Consider the following 18,672-nt stretch of genomic DNA (forward strand, 5'->3'; position numbering starts at 1 on the left):
CTGCCTCCCGAAGCCTATTTTCCATGCGCAATATTTTCTGTTCCGGCCGTTTCCGTGCGGCCGCCGCACGCGCGGCGCTTGCTACCGGCGCCGCTTTCCTCGCCACCGCAGCGTTCGCCAACAATGTCATCGTGCTCAACTCGGCGGAAGCCACGCTGAGCCTGATCGACGAAAACACGCATCAGGTCGTCGGCACCGTGCCCACCGGCAAGGAGCCGCACCATCTGATGCCGACGCCCGACAGCTCGTCGCTGATCGTCGCGAATTCGGTGTCGAACAACCTGATGTTCGTCGATCCGAAAACCGGCGCGTTCCAGCGCTGGGTGCAGGACATCGAAGACCCGTATCAGCTCGGTTTTTCGCCGGACCGGAAATGGTTCGTGTCGACGGGCCTGCGTCTCGATCGCCTCGACATCTACCATTTTGACGGCAAGAACCTGAGCATCGCGAAGCGCCTGCCGCTCGCGACGATGCCGAGCCACATCGCGTTCACGAACGACAGTTCGACCGCGTTCATCTCGCTGCAGGTGTCCGGTGAAATCGCCGCGATCGACCTGGCAACGCAGACCGTGAAATGGAAGATGAAGGTCGGCAAGGTGCCCGCCGGCGTCTGGCTCACGCCGCAAGACAAGTATCTGCTCGTCGGCATGACGGGTGCGGACTACGTGGCCGTGGTCGACTGGCGCAACCAGAAGATCGTCAAGACCATCACGACGGGCAAGGGCGCGCACAACTTCCGTTCGATGGTCGACGGCAAGCACGTGCTGGTGTCGAATCGCGTGGCGAACACGATCAGCATCATCGACGAGGACACGCTCACCAATGTCGGCGATATCACCGGTCTGCTGCCTGGCCCGGACGACATGGAACTTTCCGCCGACAAGAAGTATCTGTGGGTTACGTTCCGCTTCGCGAAGCACGTCGGCGTGATCGACCTCGCGAATCGTAAGCTGATCGAAACCATCAAGGTCGGCCGCTCGCCGCACGGCATTTATTTCTTCAACCGCGCACCGGTGACGGCGCCCAACGGGGCGTAAGCGGAGCAGCAGAGGGCGCCTGGCGCGCCCTATACTAGGATTGAGGAAAGGCCGGCGCACCGGACGGCCGCAAGCACCACGGAGCACCATGTTTCATTCCATTCTTTCGTCGCTGGACGGTCTCGTTTCCTGGCTTCAGACGCTTCTCTATGTCGATGTCGTGCAGCCGGCGCTGTTCAAGATCGGCCTGATGGACTACGACGAGGACACGTACGACGCGCTCTACTGGGTGATCGTCGGCGTGCTGGAAGTGCTCGCGATGTACGCGATCCTGCGCCCGCTCGAAGCCTTCCGCCCCGCGGAGGAATGGAAGGACCGCAAGGGTGTGCGCGTGGACGTGCTCTACACGTGGATCGTCAAGCTCGGCATCCTCAACCTGTTTTTCTTCTTCACGTTCCAGCCGCTCTTCGATTCGATGCAGAGCTGGCTGCGCATCCATAACGTGCCGAATCTCGAAATCGACAATCTGTGGCCGGGCGTCACGACGCAGCCGCTCGTCACGTTCGTCATTTATCTGCTGATCCTCGATTTCGCGGGCTACTGGTATCACCGTCTGGAGCATCGCTTCGGCATCTGGTGGGAACTGCACGCGGTGCATCACAGCCAGCAGAAGATGTCGCTTTGGACGGACGATCGCAACCATCTGCTCGACGACATTCTGCAGGCGAGCTTTTTCGCCTGTGTCGCGCTCGTGATCGGCGTGGAGCCGTCGCAATTCGTCGTGCTCGTCGCCATCACGAATTTCATGCAGAGCGTGCAGCACGCGAACATCCGGCTGCACTTCGGCTGGCTCTTCGACCGCATCGTCGTGAGTCCGGCGTTTCATCGGCGTCATCACGCGATCGGCTTCGGTCACGAAGGCACGACCTACGGCTGCAACTTCGGCGTGCTGTTCTCGTTCTGGGACATCCTGTTCCGCTCGGCATCGTTCGACCGCACGGTCGAGCCGACCGGCATCCGCGACCAGCTCGGCGCGCCGGGCGTGAAGCCGGTGCATTACGGCGACGGTTTCATCGAGCAGCACTGGCTCGCGTTCAGGCGCATCGCCGCGCGCGTTTCCGCGCGGCGCGCGGGCGCGTCCGCTTCGGACAACTCGGCGGCCGTCTGAACGTTCCGCCACGACGAGCGGCCGCGCGCGGCGCTGGTTTATCCTGTCGGTTCCTCTTTCTTCTTCGAATCACGCATGAGTGACCTGCTGCGTTCGTTCGTGCGCGCGCTCGCGAACGTCTTTCATCCGCGCATGCTGTGGCTGACGCTGATGCCTTTCGGCGTCGCCACGGTGCTGTGGGGCGCGCTCCTCTGGTTCTTCTGGCAGACGCTCACGGGCGCCGCGAACAGCTGGCTCGACGGCTGGGCGCTCACATCCGCGATGTACCGCCTCTTCGATACGGTCGGCTTCTCGTCGCTGCACGCGGTGATCGCGCCGTTCCTCGTCGTCATCATGACGGTGCCGCTGATCGTCGTCACGGTGCTGCTGCTGATCGCGACGCTCTCGATGCCGGGCGTCGTCACGCTGCTCACGCGCAAACCGAGAGGGCATTATTCGTCGCTCGAAGAACGGCGCGGCGGCTCGTGGTACGGCAGTCTCGGGCACTCGGTCGTGACTACGCTTGTGTGTCTCGTGTTGCTGGTCGTCACGCTGCCCTTTTGGCTGATCCCGCCGTTCTTCGCGCTGATTCCGCCGCTGCTGTGGGGCTGGCTGACGTATCGCGTGATGACTTACGACGCGCTCGCGCTGCATGCCAGCGCGGAGGAGCGCCGCGTGATCGTGCGTGATGCGCGCTGGCCTTTGCTCGCGATCGGCATCGTGAGCGGCCTTCTGAGTTCCGTGCCGACGATGCTCTGGGCGTGGTCCGTATGGCTCTTGCCGCTTTTCCCGGTCGTCGCGGCCGTGACGATCTGGGCGTATGCGTTCATCCTCGTGTTTTCCGCGTTGTGGTTCGCGCATTACTGTCTGCACGCGCTCGAGCGCCTGCGCGCGAACGAGCCGCATTATCCGGCGATCACGGTCGAATCCCGCGACGTTTCACTGTAAGAACAAAGGGGCACTCATGGGCATTGGCGTCATCATCATCGGCGACGAGATTCTGTCCGGCCGACGCACCGACAAGCATCTGCCGAAAATCATCGAACTGCTGGGCGCGCGCGGCCTGTCGCTCGACTGGGCCGAATACGTCGGCGACGATCCCGCGCGCATCACCGCGACGCTCGCGCGAACTTTCGCGTCCGGCGATATCGTTTTTTCGACGGGCGGCATCGGCGCGACGCCGGACGATCACACGCGTCAGTGCGCCGCGCAGGCGCTCGGCGTGCCGCTCGCCCTGCATCCGGAAGCGGCGGAGCTGATCCGCGCGCGCATCCGCGACACGGCGGCTCAGGCGGGCGACAAGCCGGTCGATCTGGAGTCGCCGGAGAATCTGCATCGCCTGAACATGGGCACGTTTCCGCAGGGCGCGGAGATCATTCCGAACAGCTACAACAAGATCCCCGGCTTCACGGTCGGCGATCATCACTTCGTGCCGGGCTTTCCGGTGATGGCCTGGCCGATGCTCGAGTGGGTGCTCGACACGAAGTACGCGCATCTTCATCATGCGACGCCGCATGTGGAGCGCTCGCTGCTGGTGTTCGGCCTGCCGGAATCGCGCATCACGCCGCTGATGGTTGCGATCGAGCGCGATTTTGACGGCGTGCGGGCGTTCAGCCTGCCGAGCGTCGGCGATGCGGCGCGCGGGGCGCTTTACGCGCGCTCGCACATCGATCTGGGCGTCAAGGGCGATCCGGAGCAGGCGAATGCGGCGTTCGACGTGCTGCGTGAAGGCGTGATCGCGCTGGGCGGCGAGGTCGTCGAAGTGCCGCCGGAGGAAACGAAGTGACGCTGCTGGAAGTTATCGCGACCACGGTTGCCGATGCGCGCGCGGCGGAACGCGGCGGCGCGAACCGGCTGGAGCTCATCACGGCGATGGGCGAGGGCGGACTGACGCCGAGCATCGGGCTGATCGAAGCGGTGGTCGACGCGGTCGGCATTCCGGTGAACGTGATCGTGCGGCCGCACAGCCGCTCGTTCGTCTACGATGCCGACGACTACGCGGTCATCCTTCGCGACGTGCGCGCAGTGGCGAAGACGCGGGCGAACGCGATCGTCGTGGGCATGCTGAACGCGAATGGCGATGTCGACACCGACGGCCTCGCGCGCGTGATCGAAGCGGCGGACGGCTTGCAGCTCACGTTTCACCGCGCATTTGACGAAGCACGCGATCTCTTCGCCGCGTTCGATACGCTGCTGACTTTCGATGCCGTGACTAACGTGTTGACGTCGGGCGGCAAGCCATCGGTGCTGGAAGCGCGGACGACGATTGCGAAGCTCGTCGAAAGGGCGGCCGGAACGCGCTGCACGGTGCTCGCGGGCGCCGGACTGAGCGTCGATGCCGTGCAGCCCTTCGTTGCATCGACGGGTGCGCGCGCGGTGCACTTCGGCTCGGGTGTGCGCGTCGACGGGAAGGGGCTCGCGCCTGTCGATGAAGCGAGGGTCAGGCGCGTGCGGACGTTGCTCGACGCGCCGGACTAAACAACATCAAGCCCCGATCCACGGCAGCTTCCGGAAACACCATCCCGACACCGTTTTCCGATGCCCCTGCCCATCCTTATCGCCTTCGAAGCCTTCCAGCAGGTCATACGCCTGCGCATAACCCTCCTTCTGCGCCGCGACCGCCGCGAGCTTCGAACGCGCGGCGCTGCGGCACAAAAACACGACAGGCGTATCCGGGGTGGCGACCTGTCGCAATTGTTCGATAAACTCGGCATTCGGCACGGAGCCGGGGTAGCGGATCCACTCGATATGCGCGTACTGCGCGCCATCGATGGCCGGGCGGCCGACCCAGTCCAGCTCGGCACGCGTGCGAACATCGACGAGGCGCACGCGCGGATCGAGTTGCAGGAGTTCGAACGCCTCGGCGGGTGAGAAGGCGCCCGCGTACGTGAGGCTGTTCTCGGCGGCGCGTTTGCTGGCCTGGCTATAGAGTTGTTCGAGCGTGCTCATGGCGTATCGGTCTCCGTTAAGCGCAAAGAATCATTCTAGCGCGCGGCTTAAGCCGGACAGACCGATGCGCGATACTGGTGCAAGAGCGACACGATGCACCGAAAACGTGCTTTGATATTACTGGACAACCGAGTGCGCACCGAAAAGGTGCGCATCCGATTTGCAGCGCAACAAGGATTGCTTCAAAACGCGCGCTGCTTCAAGCGCTTAGCGCAAAGATGGTGCGCTTGGCACGGAAGCTGCCTTTCCATCCTCGATTGAATTGATATACAGGATTGGTCGGGGCGGCGAAGCGATTCGCCGACTTTTGTTAATCAGGAGATAGGTAATGAGTAAATCCGTGGCCGACGTCATGCAACTCGTCAAGGACGAGGACGTCAAGTTCGTCGACTTCCGTTTCACCGACACGCGCGGCAAAGAACAACACGTATCCGTGCCGGTTTCGGCATTCGACGAAGACAAATTTGAAAGCGGCCACGCTTTCGACGGTTCGTCCATCGCAGGCTGGAAGGGCATCGAAGCGTCGGACATGCTGCTCGTGCCGGATGCGGATACCGCGTTCATCGACCCGTTCTATGAAGAGTCGACGCTGGTTCTGACCTGCGACGTGGTCGAGCCCGCCGACGGCAAGGGCTACGAGCGCGACCCGCGTTCGCTCGCGCGACGCGCGGAAGCCTATCTCAAGAGCTCGGGCCTGGGCGACACCGCGTTCTTCGGTCCGGAACCGGAATTCTTCATTTTCGACTCGGTGCAGTGGAACACGGACCAGTCGGGCACGTTCGTGAAGATCGGCTCGGAAGAAGCGCCGTGGTCGTCGGCGAAGGAATTCGAAGGCGGCAACACCGGTCACCGTCCGGGCACGAAGGGCGGCTATTTCCCGGTCGCGCCGGTCGATACGTTCCAGGACATCCGCTCGGAAATGTGTCTGTTGCTCGAGCAGATCGGCATTCCGGTCGAAGTGCACCACCACGAAGTGGCGGGCCAGGGTCAGAACGAAATCGGCACCAAGTTCTCGACGCTGGTTCAGCGCGCGGACTGGCTGCAGCAGATGAAGTACATCATCCATAACGTGGCGCACACGTATGGCAAGACGGCGACGTTCATGCCGAAGCCGATCGTCGGCGACAACGGTTCGGGCATGCACGTCCACCAGTCGATCTGGAAAGACGGCCAGAACCTGTTCGCGGGCAACGGCTACGCCGGTCTGTCGGAATTCGCGCTGTTCTACATCGGCGGGATCATCAAGCACGCGCGCGCGCTGAACGCGATCACGAACCCGGGTACGAACTCGTACAAGCGTCTCGTGCCGCACTTCGAAGCGCCCGTGAAGCTGGCTTACTCGGCTCGTAACCGTTCGGCATCGATCCGTATTCCGCACGTCTCGAACCCGAAGGGCCGCCGTATCGAAACGCGCTTCCCGGATCCGCTGGCGAACCCGTACCTGTGCTTCTCCGCGCTGATGATGGCGGGTCTCGACGGCGTGCAGAACAAGATTCATCCGGGCGAAGCCGCGGACAAGAATCTGTACGACCTGCCGCCGGAAGAAGACAAGAAGATCCCGACCGTGTGCGCCGGCCTCGACCAGGCACTCGATGCGCTCGACGCGGATCGCGAGTTCCTGACGCGCGGCGGCGTGTTCACGGATTCGATGCTCGACGCATACATCGAACTGAAGACGAACGAGCTGCAGCGTTATCGTCAGGCGGTGCATCCGATCGAGTTCGAGATGTACTACTCGCTGTAAAGCGACGCACGCCCGCATGACCCGAGCGCGTTTCGTGGTGAGCAGTCAAGCGAAGCGCGCGACGCATGCGATGCAGTGAAGAAAAGGGACGGCGCGCCGTCCCTTTTTTAATCGCCGCAATGTCATAGAACGAGAAGAAGATCGGTCTCACGAACGACCTCAACCATTGCACGATGGTGCTAAAGAACCTCATCAAGGCGCGCAAGGGTCACGCCGATGCGCTGACAGACGACTCGCGACTCGCGGGAAGCGGGCTTCTCCCGGGATTCGAAGCGCTGCCCACGAACGTGCTCGTTCTGGACATACGCAATCTCAGGATCGCGTACGCGAACCCTTCGGCCGAAGCGATGCTGGAGATGTCGCGCAAGCAGCTGACGCAGATGAACTGGCCCGAGCTCTTCGCGAATTCGGACGAGCTGGCGACCACGATCGCGTCGATCGCGGAGAACCGCTTCAACGCGACGCGGCTCGATGCGGTGCTCGAACGTCAGAGCCGCGAGCCGGTGCATGTGCATGCCATCGTCGGCTATCTCGAAGCGGCGCCCGAATACGTGTTGCTCGAACTCTTCGAGAACGAGCGCCATCTGCGTACCGATCGCGAAGAGCGCATCCACGACCTCACGGCCGTCAACAAGCAACTGATCCGCAATCTCGCGCACGAGATCAAGAATCCGCTCGGCGGGATTCGCGGCGCGGCGCAGTTGCTCGAATTCGAACTCGGCGCGCGCGAACGCGACGAACTGCGCGAATACACGCAGGTCATCATCAAGGAATCGGATCGGCTGCAGACACTCGTCGATCGCTTGCTTGAGCCGCACCGGCATCCGCATATCGTGGGCGACGTGAACATCCACGAAGTATGCGAGCGCGTGCGGGCCGTGATTCTCGCGGAGTTTCCGCGCGGCCTCACGATCGAGCGCGACTACGACGTGAGCGTGCCCGACCTGCGCGGCGACAAGGAGCAACTGATTCAGGCGCTGCTCAACGTCGTGCGCAATGCGGCCGAAGCGCTGAAGGAGCGCATTTCACAAGGCGATGCGAGGATCGAACTGCGCACGCGCATCGCGCGCAAAGTGACGATCGGCAAGAAGCTGCACAAACTGGCATTGGACTTGCATATCACTGACAACGGTCCCGGCATCCCCAGCGAAATCCGCGACCGGATCTTCTTCCCGCTCGTATCGGGCAGGGAAGACGGCAGCGGTCTTGGTCTCACGCTCGCGCAATCGTTCGTCCATCAGCACGATGGCCTGATCGAAGTCGAGAGCCGGCCGGGCTGCACCGAATTCGCCATCCTGTTGCCGTTTGAGAATTGATCACGATCGACCAGCGACGTCACGCGAAGCACGTGACCCATCAGGCATCGAAGCCTGACCGTTTCGACGGGCTCACACCGAACCATACGAAGACTTCTCGCCGAACGATATGAAGCCGATCTGGATAGTAGACGACGACCAATCCATCCGCTGGGTGCTGGAAAAGGCGCTCGCACGAGAAAACTTCACGACGCGCAGCTTCTCCGGCGTGCGCGATGCACTCGCCGCGCTCGAAGGAGAAAGCCCGCAAGTGCTCGTCTCCGACATCCGCATGCCGGGCGGCTCGGGGCTTGAGCTCCTGCAGACCGTGCGCGACCGCTTGCCGGGGCTGCCCGTCATCATCATGACGGCGTTCTCGGACCTGGACAGCGCCGTGGCCGCGTTCCAGGGCGGCGCGTTCGAATACCTCGCCAAGCCTTTCGATGTCGACAAGGCCGTCGAGCTGATCCGCCGCGCCGTCGACGAAAGCATGCGCGGCGAAGCGGCCGTCGACGAGCGCGTGACGGAGACGCCCGAGATGCTCGGCCAGGCGCCGGCGATGCAGGATATGTTCCGCGCGATCGGCCGTCTGTCGCATTCGGCGGCGACCGTGCTCATCACGGGCGAATCAGGCACCGGAAAGGAGCTTGTCGCGCGCGCTTTGCACCGACATAGCCCACGCGCGAACGGACCGTTCATTGCGCTGAACACGGCGGCGATTCCGAAGGATCTGCTGGAGTCCGAACTGTTCGGCCACGAGCGCGGCGCGTTCACGGGCGCGCAGGCGATGCGCCAGGGCCGCTTCGAGCAGGCCGAGAACGGCACGCTCTTTCTCGATGAAATCGGCGACATGCCGTTCGATCTTCAGACGCGCCTGTTGCGCGTGCTGTCGGATGGGCAGTTCTATCGCGTGGGCGGGCACAATCCGCTGAAGGCGAACGTGCGGGTGATCGCGGCGACGCATCAGAATCTCGATGCGCGCGTGCGGCAGGGCTTGTTCCGCGAGGACTTGTATCACCGCCTGAACGTGATTCGCCTGCGTCTGCCGGCGTTGCGCGAGCGCAGCGAAGATATTCCACTGCTCGCGCGCCATTTCCTGCAGAAGAGCGCGCGCGATCTGGGCGTCGAGCCCAAGCGCGTGTCGGACGCGGCGCTTGCGTATCTCGCATCGCTGCCGTTTCCCGGCAACGTGCGTCAACTGGAGAACCTGTGCAACTGGCTCACGGTGATGGCGCCCGCGCAGGTGATCGAGCAGAAGGATCTGCCGCCCGATCTCACGCCGCGCCAGGACTATGCGGCGGAGGCCATCGCCGTTTCGTCCGATGGCGCGGTGGCCCCGGCTCCCGCGGCACAGAACGGCGCGGTGGCATCGGCGCCTTCGGTGGCGGGCGTTGCGGCCAGCGTGTGGGAGAACGGCTTGCGCACCGAAGTCGCGCGCCTTTTGCGCGAAAACTCCGCCGACGTGATGGACGAACTCGCGCGCCGTTTCGAAGCCGCGGTGATCCGCGAGGCGCTCGATTTCACGCGCGGGCGCAAGGTCGAGGCGGCGGAACGGCTGGGCATCGGCCGCAATACGATCACGCGCAAGATTCAGGAACTGCATCTCGACGCGTGAGCGTCGGTGGGGCAGGGATCAGTCGATGGTCGCGATCACGGGAGCGTGGTCCGACGGCTGATCCCACTTGCGCGGCACCTTGTCCACTTCGCACGACGTGCAACGCGCCGCGAGCTGCTCCGACAGCAGAATGTGATCGATGCGCAGCCCCGCGTTGCGGCGGAACGCCATCATCCGGTAATCCCACCACGTGAAGAGCTTCTCGGGCTGCTCGAACTTGCGGAAGGCATCGGTGAGTCCTAGCTCGACGAGCTGCGCGAAGTGCGCGCGCTCCTCTGGCGAGACGAGGTTCTGTCCTTCCCAGGCTTTCGGATCGTGCACGTCGCGGTCTTCCGGTGCGATGTTGTAATCGCCCAGTAGCGCAAGCTGCGGGTGACGCGCCATGTCCTCGCGCAGCCATTCGCGCAGCGCATCGAGCCAGCGCATCTTATAGGCGAATTTCTCGGAGCCGGGCGCCTGGCCGTTCGGGAAGTAGGCGGAGATGATGCGCACGCCGTCGATCGTCGCGGCGATCACGCGCTGCTGCAAGTCCTCGAAACCGGGGATGTTGCGCACGACGCTGATCTCATCCACTTCGAAGCCTGCGTCGGACCTGACCAGAATGCCGACGCCGTTGTAGGTCTTCTGTCCCGCGAACCAGCTTTTGAAGCCGGCGGCTTCGAGCTCGGCGCGAGGGAATTTCTCGTCGGGGAGCTTCAGTTCCTGAAGACACAGCACGTCGACTTGTGAAGCGGCCAGCCAGTCGATGACGTGTTGCTGGCGGACTTTGAGGGAGTTGACGTTCCAGGTGGCTATCTTCACGAGAAATTCTCAGGCTTATCAGGCGGGCTTTTGATGGGTTGGGTAGGTGGTTCGGCGCGTTCTGGCTACCCACCTAGCTACCCACCCGTTCCGTGGTAAGGAATCGGGTGGGAAAGCGACGGCAGACATTCTATCCGGCATCACTTCGACGGCGAAGAATCGATCAGCTGGTCGATGCTTTCGGCCGTGATGCCACTCGAACGCTCTCCGATCTTCACGAGGCGCAGCTTGCCTGCTGCGACCATTCGATAGATCGTCGCGCGCGAGACGCCGAGTTGCGCCATGACAGCGCTGATTCGGTAGAGCTTCGGGGGCGTGGTGGTCGTGTTCATTTCGTTATCTGGGTCAGTTGCCGTCTTGTTTGATCATGGCGCGGATCGCGTCCGCGTAGTACTCGCGCGACGGGTATCCAAGGATGGACATGCAGCGCTCCGCCGCCCGTTCCAACGCCATACGCTCAGCTTCTTGCCATGCCTCCCAGGCGCAAGGGGCAGAGTCTCTGCCGTACAGTTTGGCCGTGGAACGCCATTTCATAAATCGTTCGTGGCTGGTCATGTCGACTCCTTCGATGTGCCTTCAATCAGGGCGCGGATGGCGTAAGCCGCGAGCCCCGCACCGTTCGAGCAAGGTAAGAGCCCTTGTGCTCGCAATTCGGTCTTTACAGCTTTGGCTGACGCAAGCGCCCGCTCCAGCGCTTGTCGCTCGACGGCGCGAGCGAAGTCGAGATATGACCAAGACCCCGCACTATTGAGTGCTGCTTCAATGCCGGCCATGTTGATTGCATCGATTTCGGCGTCGGTCATTTCGGCTCCATCAGATCTCTAATAGCGTCGCATGCGTGGCTCGTCGTCTTGGCTTCCGCTGTGACTCGAATCGCACGCTCCAGCGCTTGGCGCTCCGCTTCGGCCCATGCTTCTCCCGGACTCGGCGGGTGCCCCCATTTGTTCACGTGGGACGCGAGCCATTCGGCATATCGCTTATCGCGGCTAGTCATGAGCGCTCTCCTTCCCGATGGTCTTGCACAAAGGTCAGCATCAGAGCGCAAAACCCGAGTGCGATGGGGATCGGTTGTAAGTTATGAGGGGTGAATGCAACGGCCAAGCATGTACTCCAGTAGCTAAGCGTCGATAGAAGCACCGTTTTCACGTCTGCTTCTCCTTGGCGATTGCGGCGTCGATCAACTTGTCGAGATTGCCGCCAGCATTGCCTTCTGAAATCCAGATGTACATTGCGTTGCCGTTTTCTGGCGATCTCGCCCATCGATACCGCTCGGCTTCTTGAAACAGACCGCTTTCCTCCAGTGATTCGAAGACTCGGTTTGCTTTCGGATCGCAGCCGCATCCAGGCCAATCGCAATCAGCCGCATCGTTCCCTCCTGCCGTTCCTTGTTTCCGGGCAGCACATTCGAATCGATCGATCTGAGCAGCGGTCAGTCGCTCTCGAAGCCAATCAACGACAGTGTCTTGCGGGCGGCACCCGAACTCCATAACCACCGCGTGGATTCGGTCAAAGTTAATCTTGGCGGCTTCGAACGCCCAGTTCGATGCACTGGCCGCCTCTGAGTCGATACCGGGCACAGGAGCGTCTGCAATCATGCGGTAGGCTTCGTCCCGATTAACGTCTGTGGGCGTCGCGTAGTCAGGGTTGCGAACAACGCTTGTCATTTCTTGAATCGGCCTCGTCTCACTCGCCCCCGCCGCATCGGCTACCGAAGGCGCGGGAGGGGCGGCGATGGCTTGCGGTAATGGCGAATGCTTCGGCTTCGCTGCCTGCTTTGCGCGGATCTGTTCGACCTTCGTCCAGATGCGCGCCAGTTCCGTCTCTGCCGCTTCATGCATGTCGAGATCATTCGCAAGGCACAGCGCAGCGAGCGTGACCATGACGCCACCGACTTCCTGATGCGGCTCACCGACCGGACGCCCATAGACGTAATCGACCAACTGGTGCGCTTCGCTAGCGCCCATGCCGCACGCCTGCACAAGCTCCAACGCTTCTTCGATAAAGCGATGGTTCCGTTCCTCGCGGTCGCCCGCGATCATGGCGCCGAAGCACTCCATCAGCCACGGCTGCACGCGCGCTTGAAACGGCTTCGCCCCCGCTGTGTCGGCGATGCTCGCGGAGAGAAGTGCGCGGGCAGCCATGAGGAATTGTTCGCGAACGCAGTTATCGGGTCCAAGGATCGCGCCGCTGTCCCAATCTGCCGGACACATGCCGCGCGGGAAAAGGTTCGCGAAAATCACGCGTGCAATATCGTTTTCAGTCATGTTCTCTCGCAATAACAGTCTGTCCAATCACCAATCTGAGTGCTTCGAGCAGGGCACGGAAGGTGGGGAGGAGGCGGGTCACGATTTCAGGGCGGCGTCATATCGCGCCTTTGCCTCTTCCATCGCCTTGCGCGCGGCCTCGATCGTCTTTGCTTTCGCTTCTGCGCTGCTCTGTTCGGCCCATTCCGCGATGTCGTCCGGCACGGTCAGACCGTATTTGCGCGCCGCGTCTGCATACATCGAGGCACGGCCGCGCATTTTCGGATCTTCCTTGCGCAGCATTGCGTACCGCTTTTCAAGGAAGCCGGACAGCAGCGAAACCGCGTCCTCGTATGACGTTGCCGGCCATGCATTTCCGTGCCGCCAGCTATCGCCCGATCCGTCCGAATAGCGGTCGAGATTCCAAGTCAGATCGCCTTTCGAATCCCCGTACAGCGAGAGCAGACGAAGCTGCTTGTCGTATCGGTCTTTCGTCTTGATGAAGCTCTCGAATTCCTCAATGCGCGGCGGGTAATAGTCACCCTCCGATACGAGGAAGTGCGTGATCTTCCCGGCGATGAAGTCGTCGAGCTTTTCCAGCTGCTTGAACTGCTTGCGCAGCGCCGCACGCGCCTGATACGCGGCGTCTTCAGCGTGCCGTTCTGCGCGTACCGCGTGCAGTTCGTCGAGAACCGTCTTGAGTTTCGCCTCGACTTCTGCGACTTCAGCATGAAGCTTCTGCGTCGGCGGCGACGAGAACACTTCTTTCCACGTCTCGGGAGAGCCATAGATCGGCTCGTCATAATCCTCATGCTCGTGGATCGGCTCAACGATGTAGCCAGTCGAAGCCTGCGCCACGAAGATGCCCGCGCGGCCGTGGATGTCATACACTTCGTCGCCCTGTGCGGGCTTCTTCTTCTCGCTCATGCTTCCCTCGAAATGAATCCGGCGCTCTAGGCGCCGGTGGTGGATGGTTATGCGTCGTCTTTGTCGTGCCCGTCGAACAGCGACGGATCGACGTCGGGCGGTGTCAGCGTGATCGAGCATTCCTGCATGAGCATCCGAGCGATCTTCCCGTGGTCCTGCTCGCTGCCCGGCTGCGCATGCGCCTTGAACGAGATCTGCACGCTTCCGCCTTCGAGCGGGCTGATACCGATCGCCTTCAGGTCGACATCGTTGAGCAACACGTCTTCTTTGCCCGTCGCGCCGATGCAGAAGCGCAGTTGATACCCGGCGTATTCCTTATTCCACGACGGATTCTTGAGCAGCGGAAAGCGCAGTTCAGTCAGTTCGTCCGTCTCCAGCGGCAGAGCGCCGGGCTTCGGCTGCTCCTTGCGGAAGAAGAAGCCGCGCAGCGCCTCGTCGAAGTGATTGAGCAGCGTGCTCGCGCCGGTGACTGCGAGGCCGATGGAGACGGCAGGCACGCGAGCGTTACCGTGCTTCTCGGCGATGTTGGTCACGGACGTCACGGTTGCGGCGTGTTCGTTGAGTTCAAACATGGGTTCTCCAGGATGAGGTTGTTATTTCGACTTCTTCAGCCGCGCATCGAGATCGCGGATACGCGCAACGACGCGGTCGGGCAAGAGCAGAACTTTCCCGTCTTCGATCGCGGCGAAGGCTGGACGAAGCAGCTCGCGGTCAGCGGCCGGGATTTGCGCGTCGCGGAGACGGCGCAGGGCTTGATAGAGGGGGCTCTCGACGGTCACTCGCTCACCTCCACGCTGAGCGCGCTCTCAACGATGTGCCGAATTAGCGCATCGCAGATTCGAGCGAAGTCCGCCTCGTGATAGAGCTTCGCGGACTTGTCCGTCGCGGCGTGCGCGAAGCCGAGGCTCGCAAGGCCATCGGCGGTCATCGTGATCGGTGCGAGCCGCTCGTTGATCTGGCCGAGGCGCAGCGTCGGCGCGCTGGTCGGAGCAGCGACGGCCGGCGCGACGCGCGCGGGAATCGGCGCGGTCCTCATCGGTGCTGATGCCGCCGACACAGAGATCGGCATCTTGACCGGCTCGGGCGCGGGCTGCGCTGCCGCCGCCTCATCCGCCTTGCGCTTCGCCTCGCGTTCCTCCTCCTGGCGCTTGTGCTCTGCGATGCGCGTCGTCACCGCCAGCTTGAAGTCATCGGCCGGCTTCTGAATCAACGGCTGCAGGTCGCGGAACAGGAACATGTGCTCGACGGCGGTTTCCTTGTACCAGTCGAGTTTCGCGCGCAGATCCTTCGCGGCCGCGTCGGCGGCGATCTTGCCGTTCGCGACCGCCGTGTCGACCGCCTCGTGCAGGCTCGCGAGCGTGCGCTTGTTCTTCGCGGCAGCAACGAAATCCGGCGCATTCAGTGCGATCGCGACAACGCCGAGTTCGTCATTCAGTGCGTATACATGCTCGTTGTATGCCTTGCGGCCGTCGGCAATGATCTCTTCCTTGATCTCGGCCTTGCGTTTCGTGACCAGCTTGTCGAGCGCAAGGCGCTTGTCGCGCAGCTGGGCCTTGATGTGGTCGACGGTGCGCATCAGTTCGTCGATGCTGGCCGTCTGCGCGATCGCGGCGTTCTTCGCGACCTCCAGATCCTTTTCGGCCGCCTCGCAGAATTTGACCGTCGCTTCAGCGTCGGCGAAATCCTGATCGGTTTCGAGCGTCGTCTTGATGCTGGCGATGAAGCGCTCGGCGGCGTTGCGGAACAGGGGCAGGTTGCTCGTGATGACCTCGCCGCGAATCTGGACAGCGAGCGCCGGCAGCGCCATGATCGCGTCGGCCTGGGGCTTCTCGGCGAGGTCGCGCGGCTGGTATGCGGCCAGGTCGCGCTCGAACTGATCCCAGCCTGCGATCAAGCGATCGAACCATTCGGAATCTGGCCCGACCTCGATGTGCTCGAGGCTCTCGCGCGTGCCGTCCGAGACAACAAAAATCACCTTCTTCGCGCCGGTCACGAGCATGATCTGCTGGCACTGCGGCTGATACTCATCGGGCAGAACGCCCGAGCGTACGGCATGCGCGAGGTCGGCGTTCCATTGCTTGTGCTCGAACGCGATTTCGTCGTCGAGTGTCAGGCCGTCACACGACGCCGAGAGTATGCCGAGCGAGCACGTCACCGGATAGAGATCCTGTCCGAGCATCTCTTCGACGATCGGCCTGGCCAGCGCCTCGACCTCGTGGCCGTAGTCGAGGATGTTCTTCTGGACCCAGTCGGAGAACTCCTGCGGCGTGCACGTGTGCTTCATGTGCAGCAGCTCGTTGCGCTTGACCTTCGAAGAGATGCCCAGCATTGCGGCGGCCTCGCTCGCGCCGAACTTCGTCAGGCGGAACTGCCGCCATTCGTCCGAGCCCTGCACCAGATCGTGAGTAATGCGTTCAGTCATTTTCGTGGCTCCATGCATCGATTTTCATTTTTTGGTCTTCGGTGAGTCGCGTGCGCGTCTCGATCATGGCGACCAGTTCGGCAGCCGTCTTTTTCTTGCCGAGAATCAGCTTTCGCCAGTCGGGCGATTTCTTTTCGAAGTCCTCGTCGGTGCAGATCGCGATCACTTTCTTACCGCCGTCGGGAGCGCCTCCGCCTTTTCCGTCATCGCCTCGCTGCTGTTCGGCCTTGTTTTCCATGACCTGCTTCCACGTGGCCTCACCGTCTTTGATGGCGCCGTAGAGGCCACGCAGTTCCACCATCTCGGGAGGCGAGCAGGTGTCGAGCGAATGCCCGAGGTATTCGGTGAGATCGGACGCCTTAACCCCAATTTCGGCAAATGCATCAGCGAGCTTCTTTCGCTCTGTGCCGGGATCGCGAGCCGCTTCATTCATACGAACGGCCTTGATGATCTCTTCGGCTTCGTCCTGCAGATCACCTGGGATGATGCGTAGCCCGAGCGTGCGCATCGCCTTCGAGATCTGTGCGCCGCGCTTGTTGAGCAGATCGTCCTCGTTCGCCGGAACGGTGTAGGTCATATTCCCGTAGCTGTTCTTGCGCACCGAGATATACGATCCATCGTCCATCGGTTTCGCGCGCTCGACTGTCTTCGAAACGCGCACGTCGAGCGGATAGGTGAGATTCGATTCGAGGTCCGTCACGCTGACGCGATGCACCTCTTTCGCGTCGTCCTCGAAGATCATCGTCGTCTCGATGAGCACATTCTTCATGCAACGCAGCGCGACCTCGACGAAGCGAATGCCGAGGCCTTCCACGCCCTTGCCGATCGGCTTCTTGTACCAAGCGCTTTTGTTGTTAGCGAAGGATGGCCGCTTGCACTCGGCGATCAGATCCTGACGCACCTGGTCCCAGTTGCGCGGATTGCGCATCGCCATGATGTAGCGCGCCTCGACCATCGCCTTTGACTGGGCGGCGATCGCGGTCGACGCGGTTTCGACAAGCGCGGTTGTGGTCTCCTGCGCGCCGAACTCTTGGCGCACGGACAGTGCTGTTGACATGTGGCTCCTTGTTCCTGTGTTTAGAAGACGTTGCGAAAGATCGAGATAAGCGGCACAGCGAATATGCTGACTGCGATGAAGAGGATGATCGGGAGAATCAAGCGACCCTCCGAATTGACATGCAGAGAGCGGCGCGCGCGTTCATCTCCTGCGCATACCCGACGAGATCCCCGGTCAGGTTCACGCCCACGAAAGGCGTCGGAATCTCGTACGCACCGCCGGCGATGATCCGAACGCGATCGACGAAGTAGAGGTAGGCCATGCTCATGCTCTTGCCTTCGCGCTCGCGCTTGATCTTTCCTTGCGCGACCATGTCCAGCAGCTTCATGCGAACCTTTTCCGGGCTCATATTCAGCCTCGCTGCGAGGCGCGCGACGGTCAGCTTGTCGCCGGTCTCCATACGCTGGAGGATCATCTCGTCGGGTATCTCTTGGCCTCGTGCGAGCTTCATAGCGGTCTCCCTGCAGTTATGAATAAAAGCTGATCACGGAATGGTTTGATGTCCCTGTCGACCTTCTTGGTTCCGGCGTTCTCGATGCACTTCACGCGGCTGTGAAGCCGCTTCTGCATCGCTGGGCTGAGCACGTCAGGCTTAGATCCGGCGCCCCACAGATTCACCTCGAAGTTCTTGCGAAGCTTGCTATACGTCTGCCCGGCGATGTGCACCTTGCACTGGTCATGCGCAGTCCAGACCATCTGATTGACGACGTTCGGCGTGACGTGGAGATACTCGGCGAGTTGATTCTCGGTGAGCGCTCCGTGTTCTTCGAGCAGGCCGATCATTCGATCCATGCGCTCGCGTGTCGCAGCGGTCGGGTTGCGGCTGGGGGAGGGTGCGCGGCTCATCGGATGCTCCCGGATTTCTTCATTAGCTCCGGCACGTAGTGACCGTTGTAGTTCGGCGAGAGAAGCCATTTATCACCAAGCATCTCCTTCGCACGCGCGAGGCGCTCTTCATGGCTATCGACGTACTCATACAGCTGTTTGAGCATCGCCTTGCGTTGCTCTGTATAGAGATCGAACATGTCAGCCCCTATTGATGATGATGGTGACGATCAAACCGGTGAGAAGGACCGCAAGCGCGCAGGTCGTGGCGTAGAAGGTGACGGCGCGCATCAGCCACCTCGCGCCTTCGTGATCTCAGCCCATGCGCGGCGTTTCGCAATCTTCTCGATCGCATCCGTGAAGACCGCTTCGAGTCGAAACGCGAAGTGCCGGCCGTCAGTGGAGATCTGTGACATCACGGCGATCTTTCGCGTTTCGGGCAACTCGGTCAGTTCTTCGAGCACGTCGTCGAACGTCACTTCCTTCGCAGCTGCTTCCTTCGCGTCTTCAAACTCCAGCTGCGCGTCATCAGCATCAGCCTTCACTCGCGCGGTTGCGTAGTCCGCGATACGCATCGTCTTGGCAAGGTTCATCTTCATCTCCACCATTCGTAGCCTTCACCGTCGCAGTGCTCACAGTCCGTGAGCTCTTCGTCGAGTCCGCATCCAGA

Annotated in this window: 23 protein-coding genes; 8 read left to right on the forward strand and 15 right to left on the reverse strand. The window is 61.9% G+C overall.

The annotated features are described in order from the left end of the window. The first annotated feature begins 23 nt into the window (after positions 1-23). From IAG25_RS35345 to IAG25_RS35365, 5 genes are all read left to right on the forward strand, one after another. Positions 24-1,037 (forward strand): YVTN family beta-propeller repeat protein, encoded by a 1,014-nt coding sequence (locus IAG25_RS35345; protein ID WP_187608991.1) that lies wholly within the window; start codon positions 24-26, stop codon positions 1,035-1,037. An 88-nt stretch (positions 1,038-1,125) separates the two neighbouring features. Further along, positions 1,126-2,145 (forward strand): sterol desaturase family protein, encoded by a 1,020-nt coding sequence (locus tag IAG25_RS35350; RefSeq protein ID WP_187608992.1) that lies wholly within the window; start codon positions 1,126-1,128, stop codon positions 2,143-2,145. A gap of 75 nt (positions 2,146-2,220) precedes the next feature. Then, a complete protein-coding gene (locus tag IAG25_RS35355; RefSeq protein ID WP_187608993.1) occupies positions 2,221-3,072 on the forward strand; it encodes an EI24 domain-containing protein in 852 nt (283 codons plus the stop codon). 16 nt (positions 3,073-3,088) lie between these two features. After that, on the forward strand, positions 3,089-3,910 hold the full coding sequence (locus IAG25_RS35360) for a competence/damage-inducible protein A (protein ID WP_187608994.1): 822 nt from the start codon (positions 3,089-3,091) through the stop codon (positions 3,908-3,910). Next, positions 3,907-4,602 carry a copper homeostasis protein CutC gene (locus IAG25_RS35365; protein WP_187608995.1) on the forward strand — a complete coding sequence of 232 codons (696 nt, stop codon included), beginning with the start codon at positions 3,907-3,909 and terminating at the stop codon, positions 4,600-4,602. Before IAG25_RS35360 ends, IAG25_RS35365 begins: the two co-directional genes overlap by 4 nt. Before the next feature lie 6 nt (positions 4,603-4,608). Here the strand turns inward: IAG25_RS35365 and IAG25_RS35370 are convergent, their stop codons facing one another. Beyond that, positions 4,609-5,073, reverse strand: a complete 465-nt coding sequence (locus tag IAG25_RS35370; protein ID WP_187608996.1) for a rhodanese-like domain-containing protein — start codon at positions 5,071-5,073, stop codon at positions 4,609-4,611. Between the two features lie 328 nt (positions 5,074-5,401). Between IAG25_RS35370 and glnA the strand changes: the two genes are divergently transcribed. The 3 genes from glnA (at position 5,402) to ntrC (ending at position 9,727) form a co-directional block, all read left to right on the forward strand. Next, positions 5,402-6,817 (forward strand): type I glutamate--ammonia ligase, encoded by a 1,416-nt coding sequence (glnA, locus tag IAG25_RS35375; RefSeq protein ID WP_061119874.1) that lies wholly within the window; start codon positions 5,402-5,404, stop codon positions 6,815-6,817. Positions 6,818-6,990: 173 nt separating this feature from the next. After that, positions 6,991-8,133, forward strand: a complete 1,143-nt coding sequence (gene glnL, locus IAG25_RS35380; RefSeq protein WP_035506455.1) for a nitrogen regulation protein NR(II) — start codon at positions 6,991-6,993, stop codon at positions 8,131-8,133. Between the two features lie 109 nt (positions 8,134-8,242). Next, positions 8,243-9,727 carry a nitrogen regulation protein NR(I) gene (ntrC, locus tag IAG25_RS35385; protein WP_187608997.1) on the forward strand — a complete coding sequence of 495 codons (1,485 nt, stop codon included), beginning with the start codon at positions 8,243-8,245 and terminating at the stop codon, positions 9,725-9,727. An 18-nt stretch (positions 9,728-9,745) separates the two neighbouring features. Here the strand turns inward: ntrC and xth are convergent, their stop codons facing one another. The 14 genes from xth to IAG25_RS35455 all read right to left on the reverse strand — a co-directional run bounded on the left by xth (position 9,746) and on the right by IAG25_RS35455 (position 18,595). Next, positions 9,746-10,528, reverse strand: coding sequence for an exodeoxyribonuclease III (gene xth / locus IAG25_RS35390; protein WP_035506460.1), 783 nt, complete (start codon positions 10,526-10,528; stop codon positions 9,746-9,748). A gap of 140 nt (positions 10,529-10,668) precedes the next feature. After that, complete coding sequence (locus tag IAG25_RS35395; protein ID WP_187608998.1) at positions 10,669-10,860, reverse strand: helix-turn-helix transcriptional regulator; 192 nt, start codon at positions 10,858-10,860, stop codon at positions 10,669-10,671. 13 nt (positions 10,861-10,873) lie between these two features. Further along, positions 10,874-11,083 (reverse strand): hypothetical protein, encoded by a 210-nt coding sequence (locus IAG25_RS35400; RefSeq protein WP_187608999.1) that lies wholly within the window; start codon positions 11,081-11,083, stop codon positions 10,874-10,876. Then, positions 11,080-11,331: a hypothetical protein gene (locus IAG25_RS35405; protein ID WP_187609000.1), complete on the reverse strand. Its 252-nt coding sequence runs from the start codon at positions 11,329-11,331 to the stop codon at positions 11,080-11,082. The genes IAG25_RS35400 and IAG25_RS35405 overlap by 4 nt, the downstream gene beginning before the upstream one ends. 339 nt (positions 11,332-11,670) lie before the next feature. Beyond that, the gene (locus tag IAG25_RS41740) at positions 11,671-12,792 is read right to left on the reverse strand and encodes a hypothetical protein (protein WP_255504188.1); all 1,122 of its coding nucleotides are present in this window, start codon (positions 12,790-12,792) and stop codon (positions 11,671-11,673) included. A gap of 78 nt (positions 12,793-12,870) precedes the next feature. Continuing rightward, on the reverse strand, positions 12,871-13,698 hold the full coding sequence (locus IAG25_RS35415; RefSeq protein ID WP_187609001.1) for a hypothetical protein: 828 nt from the start codon (positions 13,696-13,698) through the stop codon (positions 12,871-12,873). 47 nt (positions 13,699-13,745) lie between these two features. After that, a complete protein-coding gene (locus IAG25_RS35420) occupies positions 13,746-14,270 on the reverse strand; it encodes a hypothetical protein (RefSeq protein WP_187609002.1) in 525 nt (174 codons plus the stop codon). A 21-nt stretch (positions 14,271-14,291) separates the two neighbouring features. Continuing rightward, a complete protein-coding gene (locus IAG25_RS35425; protein WP_187609003.1) occupies positions 14,292-14,477 on the reverse strand; it encodes a hypothetical protein in 186 nt (61 codons plus the stop codon). Beyond that, entirely contained in the window at positions 14,474-16,120 is a 1,647-nt protein-coding gene (locus tag IAG25_RS35430; protein ID WP_187609004.1) for a YqaJ viral recombinase family protein, read from the reverse strand. Before IAG25_RS35430 ends, IAG25_RS35425 begins: the two co-directional genes overlap by 4 nt. After that, positions 16,113-17,177, reverse strand: a complete 1,065-nt coding sequence (locus IAG25_RS35435) for a hypothetical protein (protein ID WP_187609005.1) — start codon at positions 17,175-17,177, stop codon at positions 16,113-16,115. Before IAG25_RS35435 ends, IAG25_RS35430 begins: the two co-directional genes overlap by 8 nt. Before the next feature lie 97 nt (positions 17,178-17,274). Further along, entirely contained in the window at positions 17,275-17,628 is a 354-nt protein-coding gene (locus IAG25_RS35440) for a hypothetical protein (protein ID WP_187609006.1), read from the reverse strand. Beyond that, positions 17,625-18,023, reverse strand: a complete 399-nt coding sequence (locus IAG25_RS35445) for a hypothetical protein (protein WP_187609007.1) — start codon at positions 18,021-18,023, stop codon at positions 17,625-17,627. Before IAG25_RS35445 ends, IAG25_RS35440 begins: the two co-directional genes overlap by 4 nt. Next, on the reverse strand, positions 18,020-18,202 hold the full coding sequence (locus tag IAG25_RS35450; protein ID WP_187609008.1) for a hypothetical protein: 183 nt from the start codon (positions 18,200-18,202) through the stop codon (positions 18,020-18,022). The genes IAG25_RS35445 and IAG25_RS35450 overlap by 4 nt, the downstream gene beginning before the upstream one ends. A 90-nt stretch (positions 18,203-18,292) precedes the next feature. Beyond that, positions 18,293-18,595, reverse strand: a complete 303-nt coding sequence (locus tag IAG25_RS35455) for a hypothetical protein (protein ID WP_187609009.1) — start codon at positions 18,593-18,595, stop codon at positions 18,293-18,295. Positions 18,596-18,672: the final 77 nt, after the last annotated feature.

Source organism: Caballeronia sp. EK (genome assembly GCF_014384845.1).
Classification (GTDB): Bacteria; Pseudomonadota; Gammaproteobacteria; order Burkholderiales; family Burkholderiaceae; genus Caballeronia; species Caballeronia jiangsuensis.

Bases quoted from the DNA above. Each gene is read 5' to 3' on its own strand.
- IAG25_RS35345 (WP_187608991.1), top strand. From the start codon at position 24: ATGCGCAATATTTTCTGTTCCGGCCGTTTCCGTGCGGCCGCCGCACGC.
- IAG25_RS35350 (WP_187608992.1), top strand. From the start codon at position 1,126: ATGTTTCATTCCATTCTTTCGTCGCTGGACGGTCTCGTTTCCTGGCTT.
- IAG25_RS35355 (WP_187608993.1), top strand. From the start codon at position 2,221: ATGAGTGACCTGCTGCGTTCGTTCGTGCGCGCGCTCGCGAACGTCTTT.
- IAG25_RS35360 (WP_187608994.1), top strand. From the start codon at position 3,089: ATGGGCATTGGCGTCATCATCATCGGCGACGAGATTCTGTCCGGCCGA.
- IAG25_RS35370 (WP_187608996.1), bottom strand. From the start codon at position 5,073: ATGAGCACGCTCGAACAACTCTATAGCCAGGCCAGCAAACGCGCCGCC.
- glnA (WP_061119874.1), top strand. From the start codon at position 5,402: ATGAGTAAATCCGTGGCCGACGTCATGCAACTCGTCAAGGACGAGGAC.
- glnL (WP_035506455.1), top strand. From the start codon at position 6,991: ATGGTGCTAAAGAACCTCATCAAGGCGCGCAAGGGTCACGCCGATGCG.
- ntrC (WP_187608997.1), top strand. From the start codon at position 8,243: ATGAAGCCGATCTGGATAGTAGACGACGACCAATCCATCCGCTGGGTG.
- IAG25_RS35395 (WP_187608998.1), bottom strand. From the start codon at position 10,860: ATGAACACGACCACCACGCCCCCGAAGCTCTACCGAATCAGCGCTGTC.
- IAG25_RS35400 (WP_187608999.1), bottom strand. From the start codon at position 11,083: ATGACCAGCCACGAACGATTTATGAAATGGCGTTCCACGGCCAAACTG.
- IAG25_RS35405 (WP_187609000.1), bottom strand. From the start codon at position 11,331: ATGACCGACGCCGAAATCGATGCAATCAACATGGCCGGCATTGAAGCA.
- IAG25_RS41740 (WP_255504188.1), bottom strand. From the start codon at position 12,792: ATGACTGAAAACGATATTGCACGCGTGATTTTCGCGAACCTTTTCCCG.
- IAG25_RS35415 (WP_187609001.1), bottom strand. From the start codon at position 13,698: ATGAGCGAGAAGAAGAAGCCCGCACAGGGCGACGAAGTGTATGACATC.
- IAG25_RS35420 (WP_187609002.1), bottom strand. From the start codon at position 14,270: ATGTTTGAACTCAACGAACACGCCGCAACCGTGACGTCCGTGACCAAC.
- IAG25_RS35430 (WP_187609004.1), bottom strand. From the start codon at position 16,120: ATGACTGAACGCATTACTCACGATCTGGTGCAGGGCTCGGACGAATGG.
- IAG25_RS35435 (WP_187609005.1), bottom strand. From the start codon at position 17,177: ATGTCAACAGCACTGTCCGTGCGCCAAGAGTTCGGCGCGCAGGAGACC.
- IAG25_RS35440 (WP_187609006.1), bottom strand. From the start codon at position 17,628: ATGAAGCTCGCACGAGGCCAAGAGATACCCGACGAGATGATCCTCCAG.
- IAG25_RS35445 (WP_187609007.1), bottom strand. From the start codon at position 18,023: ATGAGCCGCGCACCCTCCCCCAGCCGCAACCCGACCGCTGCGACACGC.
- IAG25_RS35450 (WP_187609008.1), bottom strand. From the start codon at position 18,202: ATGTTCGATCTCTATACAGAGCAACGCAAGGCGATGCTCAAACAGCTG.
- IAG25_RS35455 (WP_187609009.1), bottom strand. From the start codon at position 18,595: ATGAACCTTGCCAAGACGATGCGTATCGCGGACTACGCAACCGCGCGA.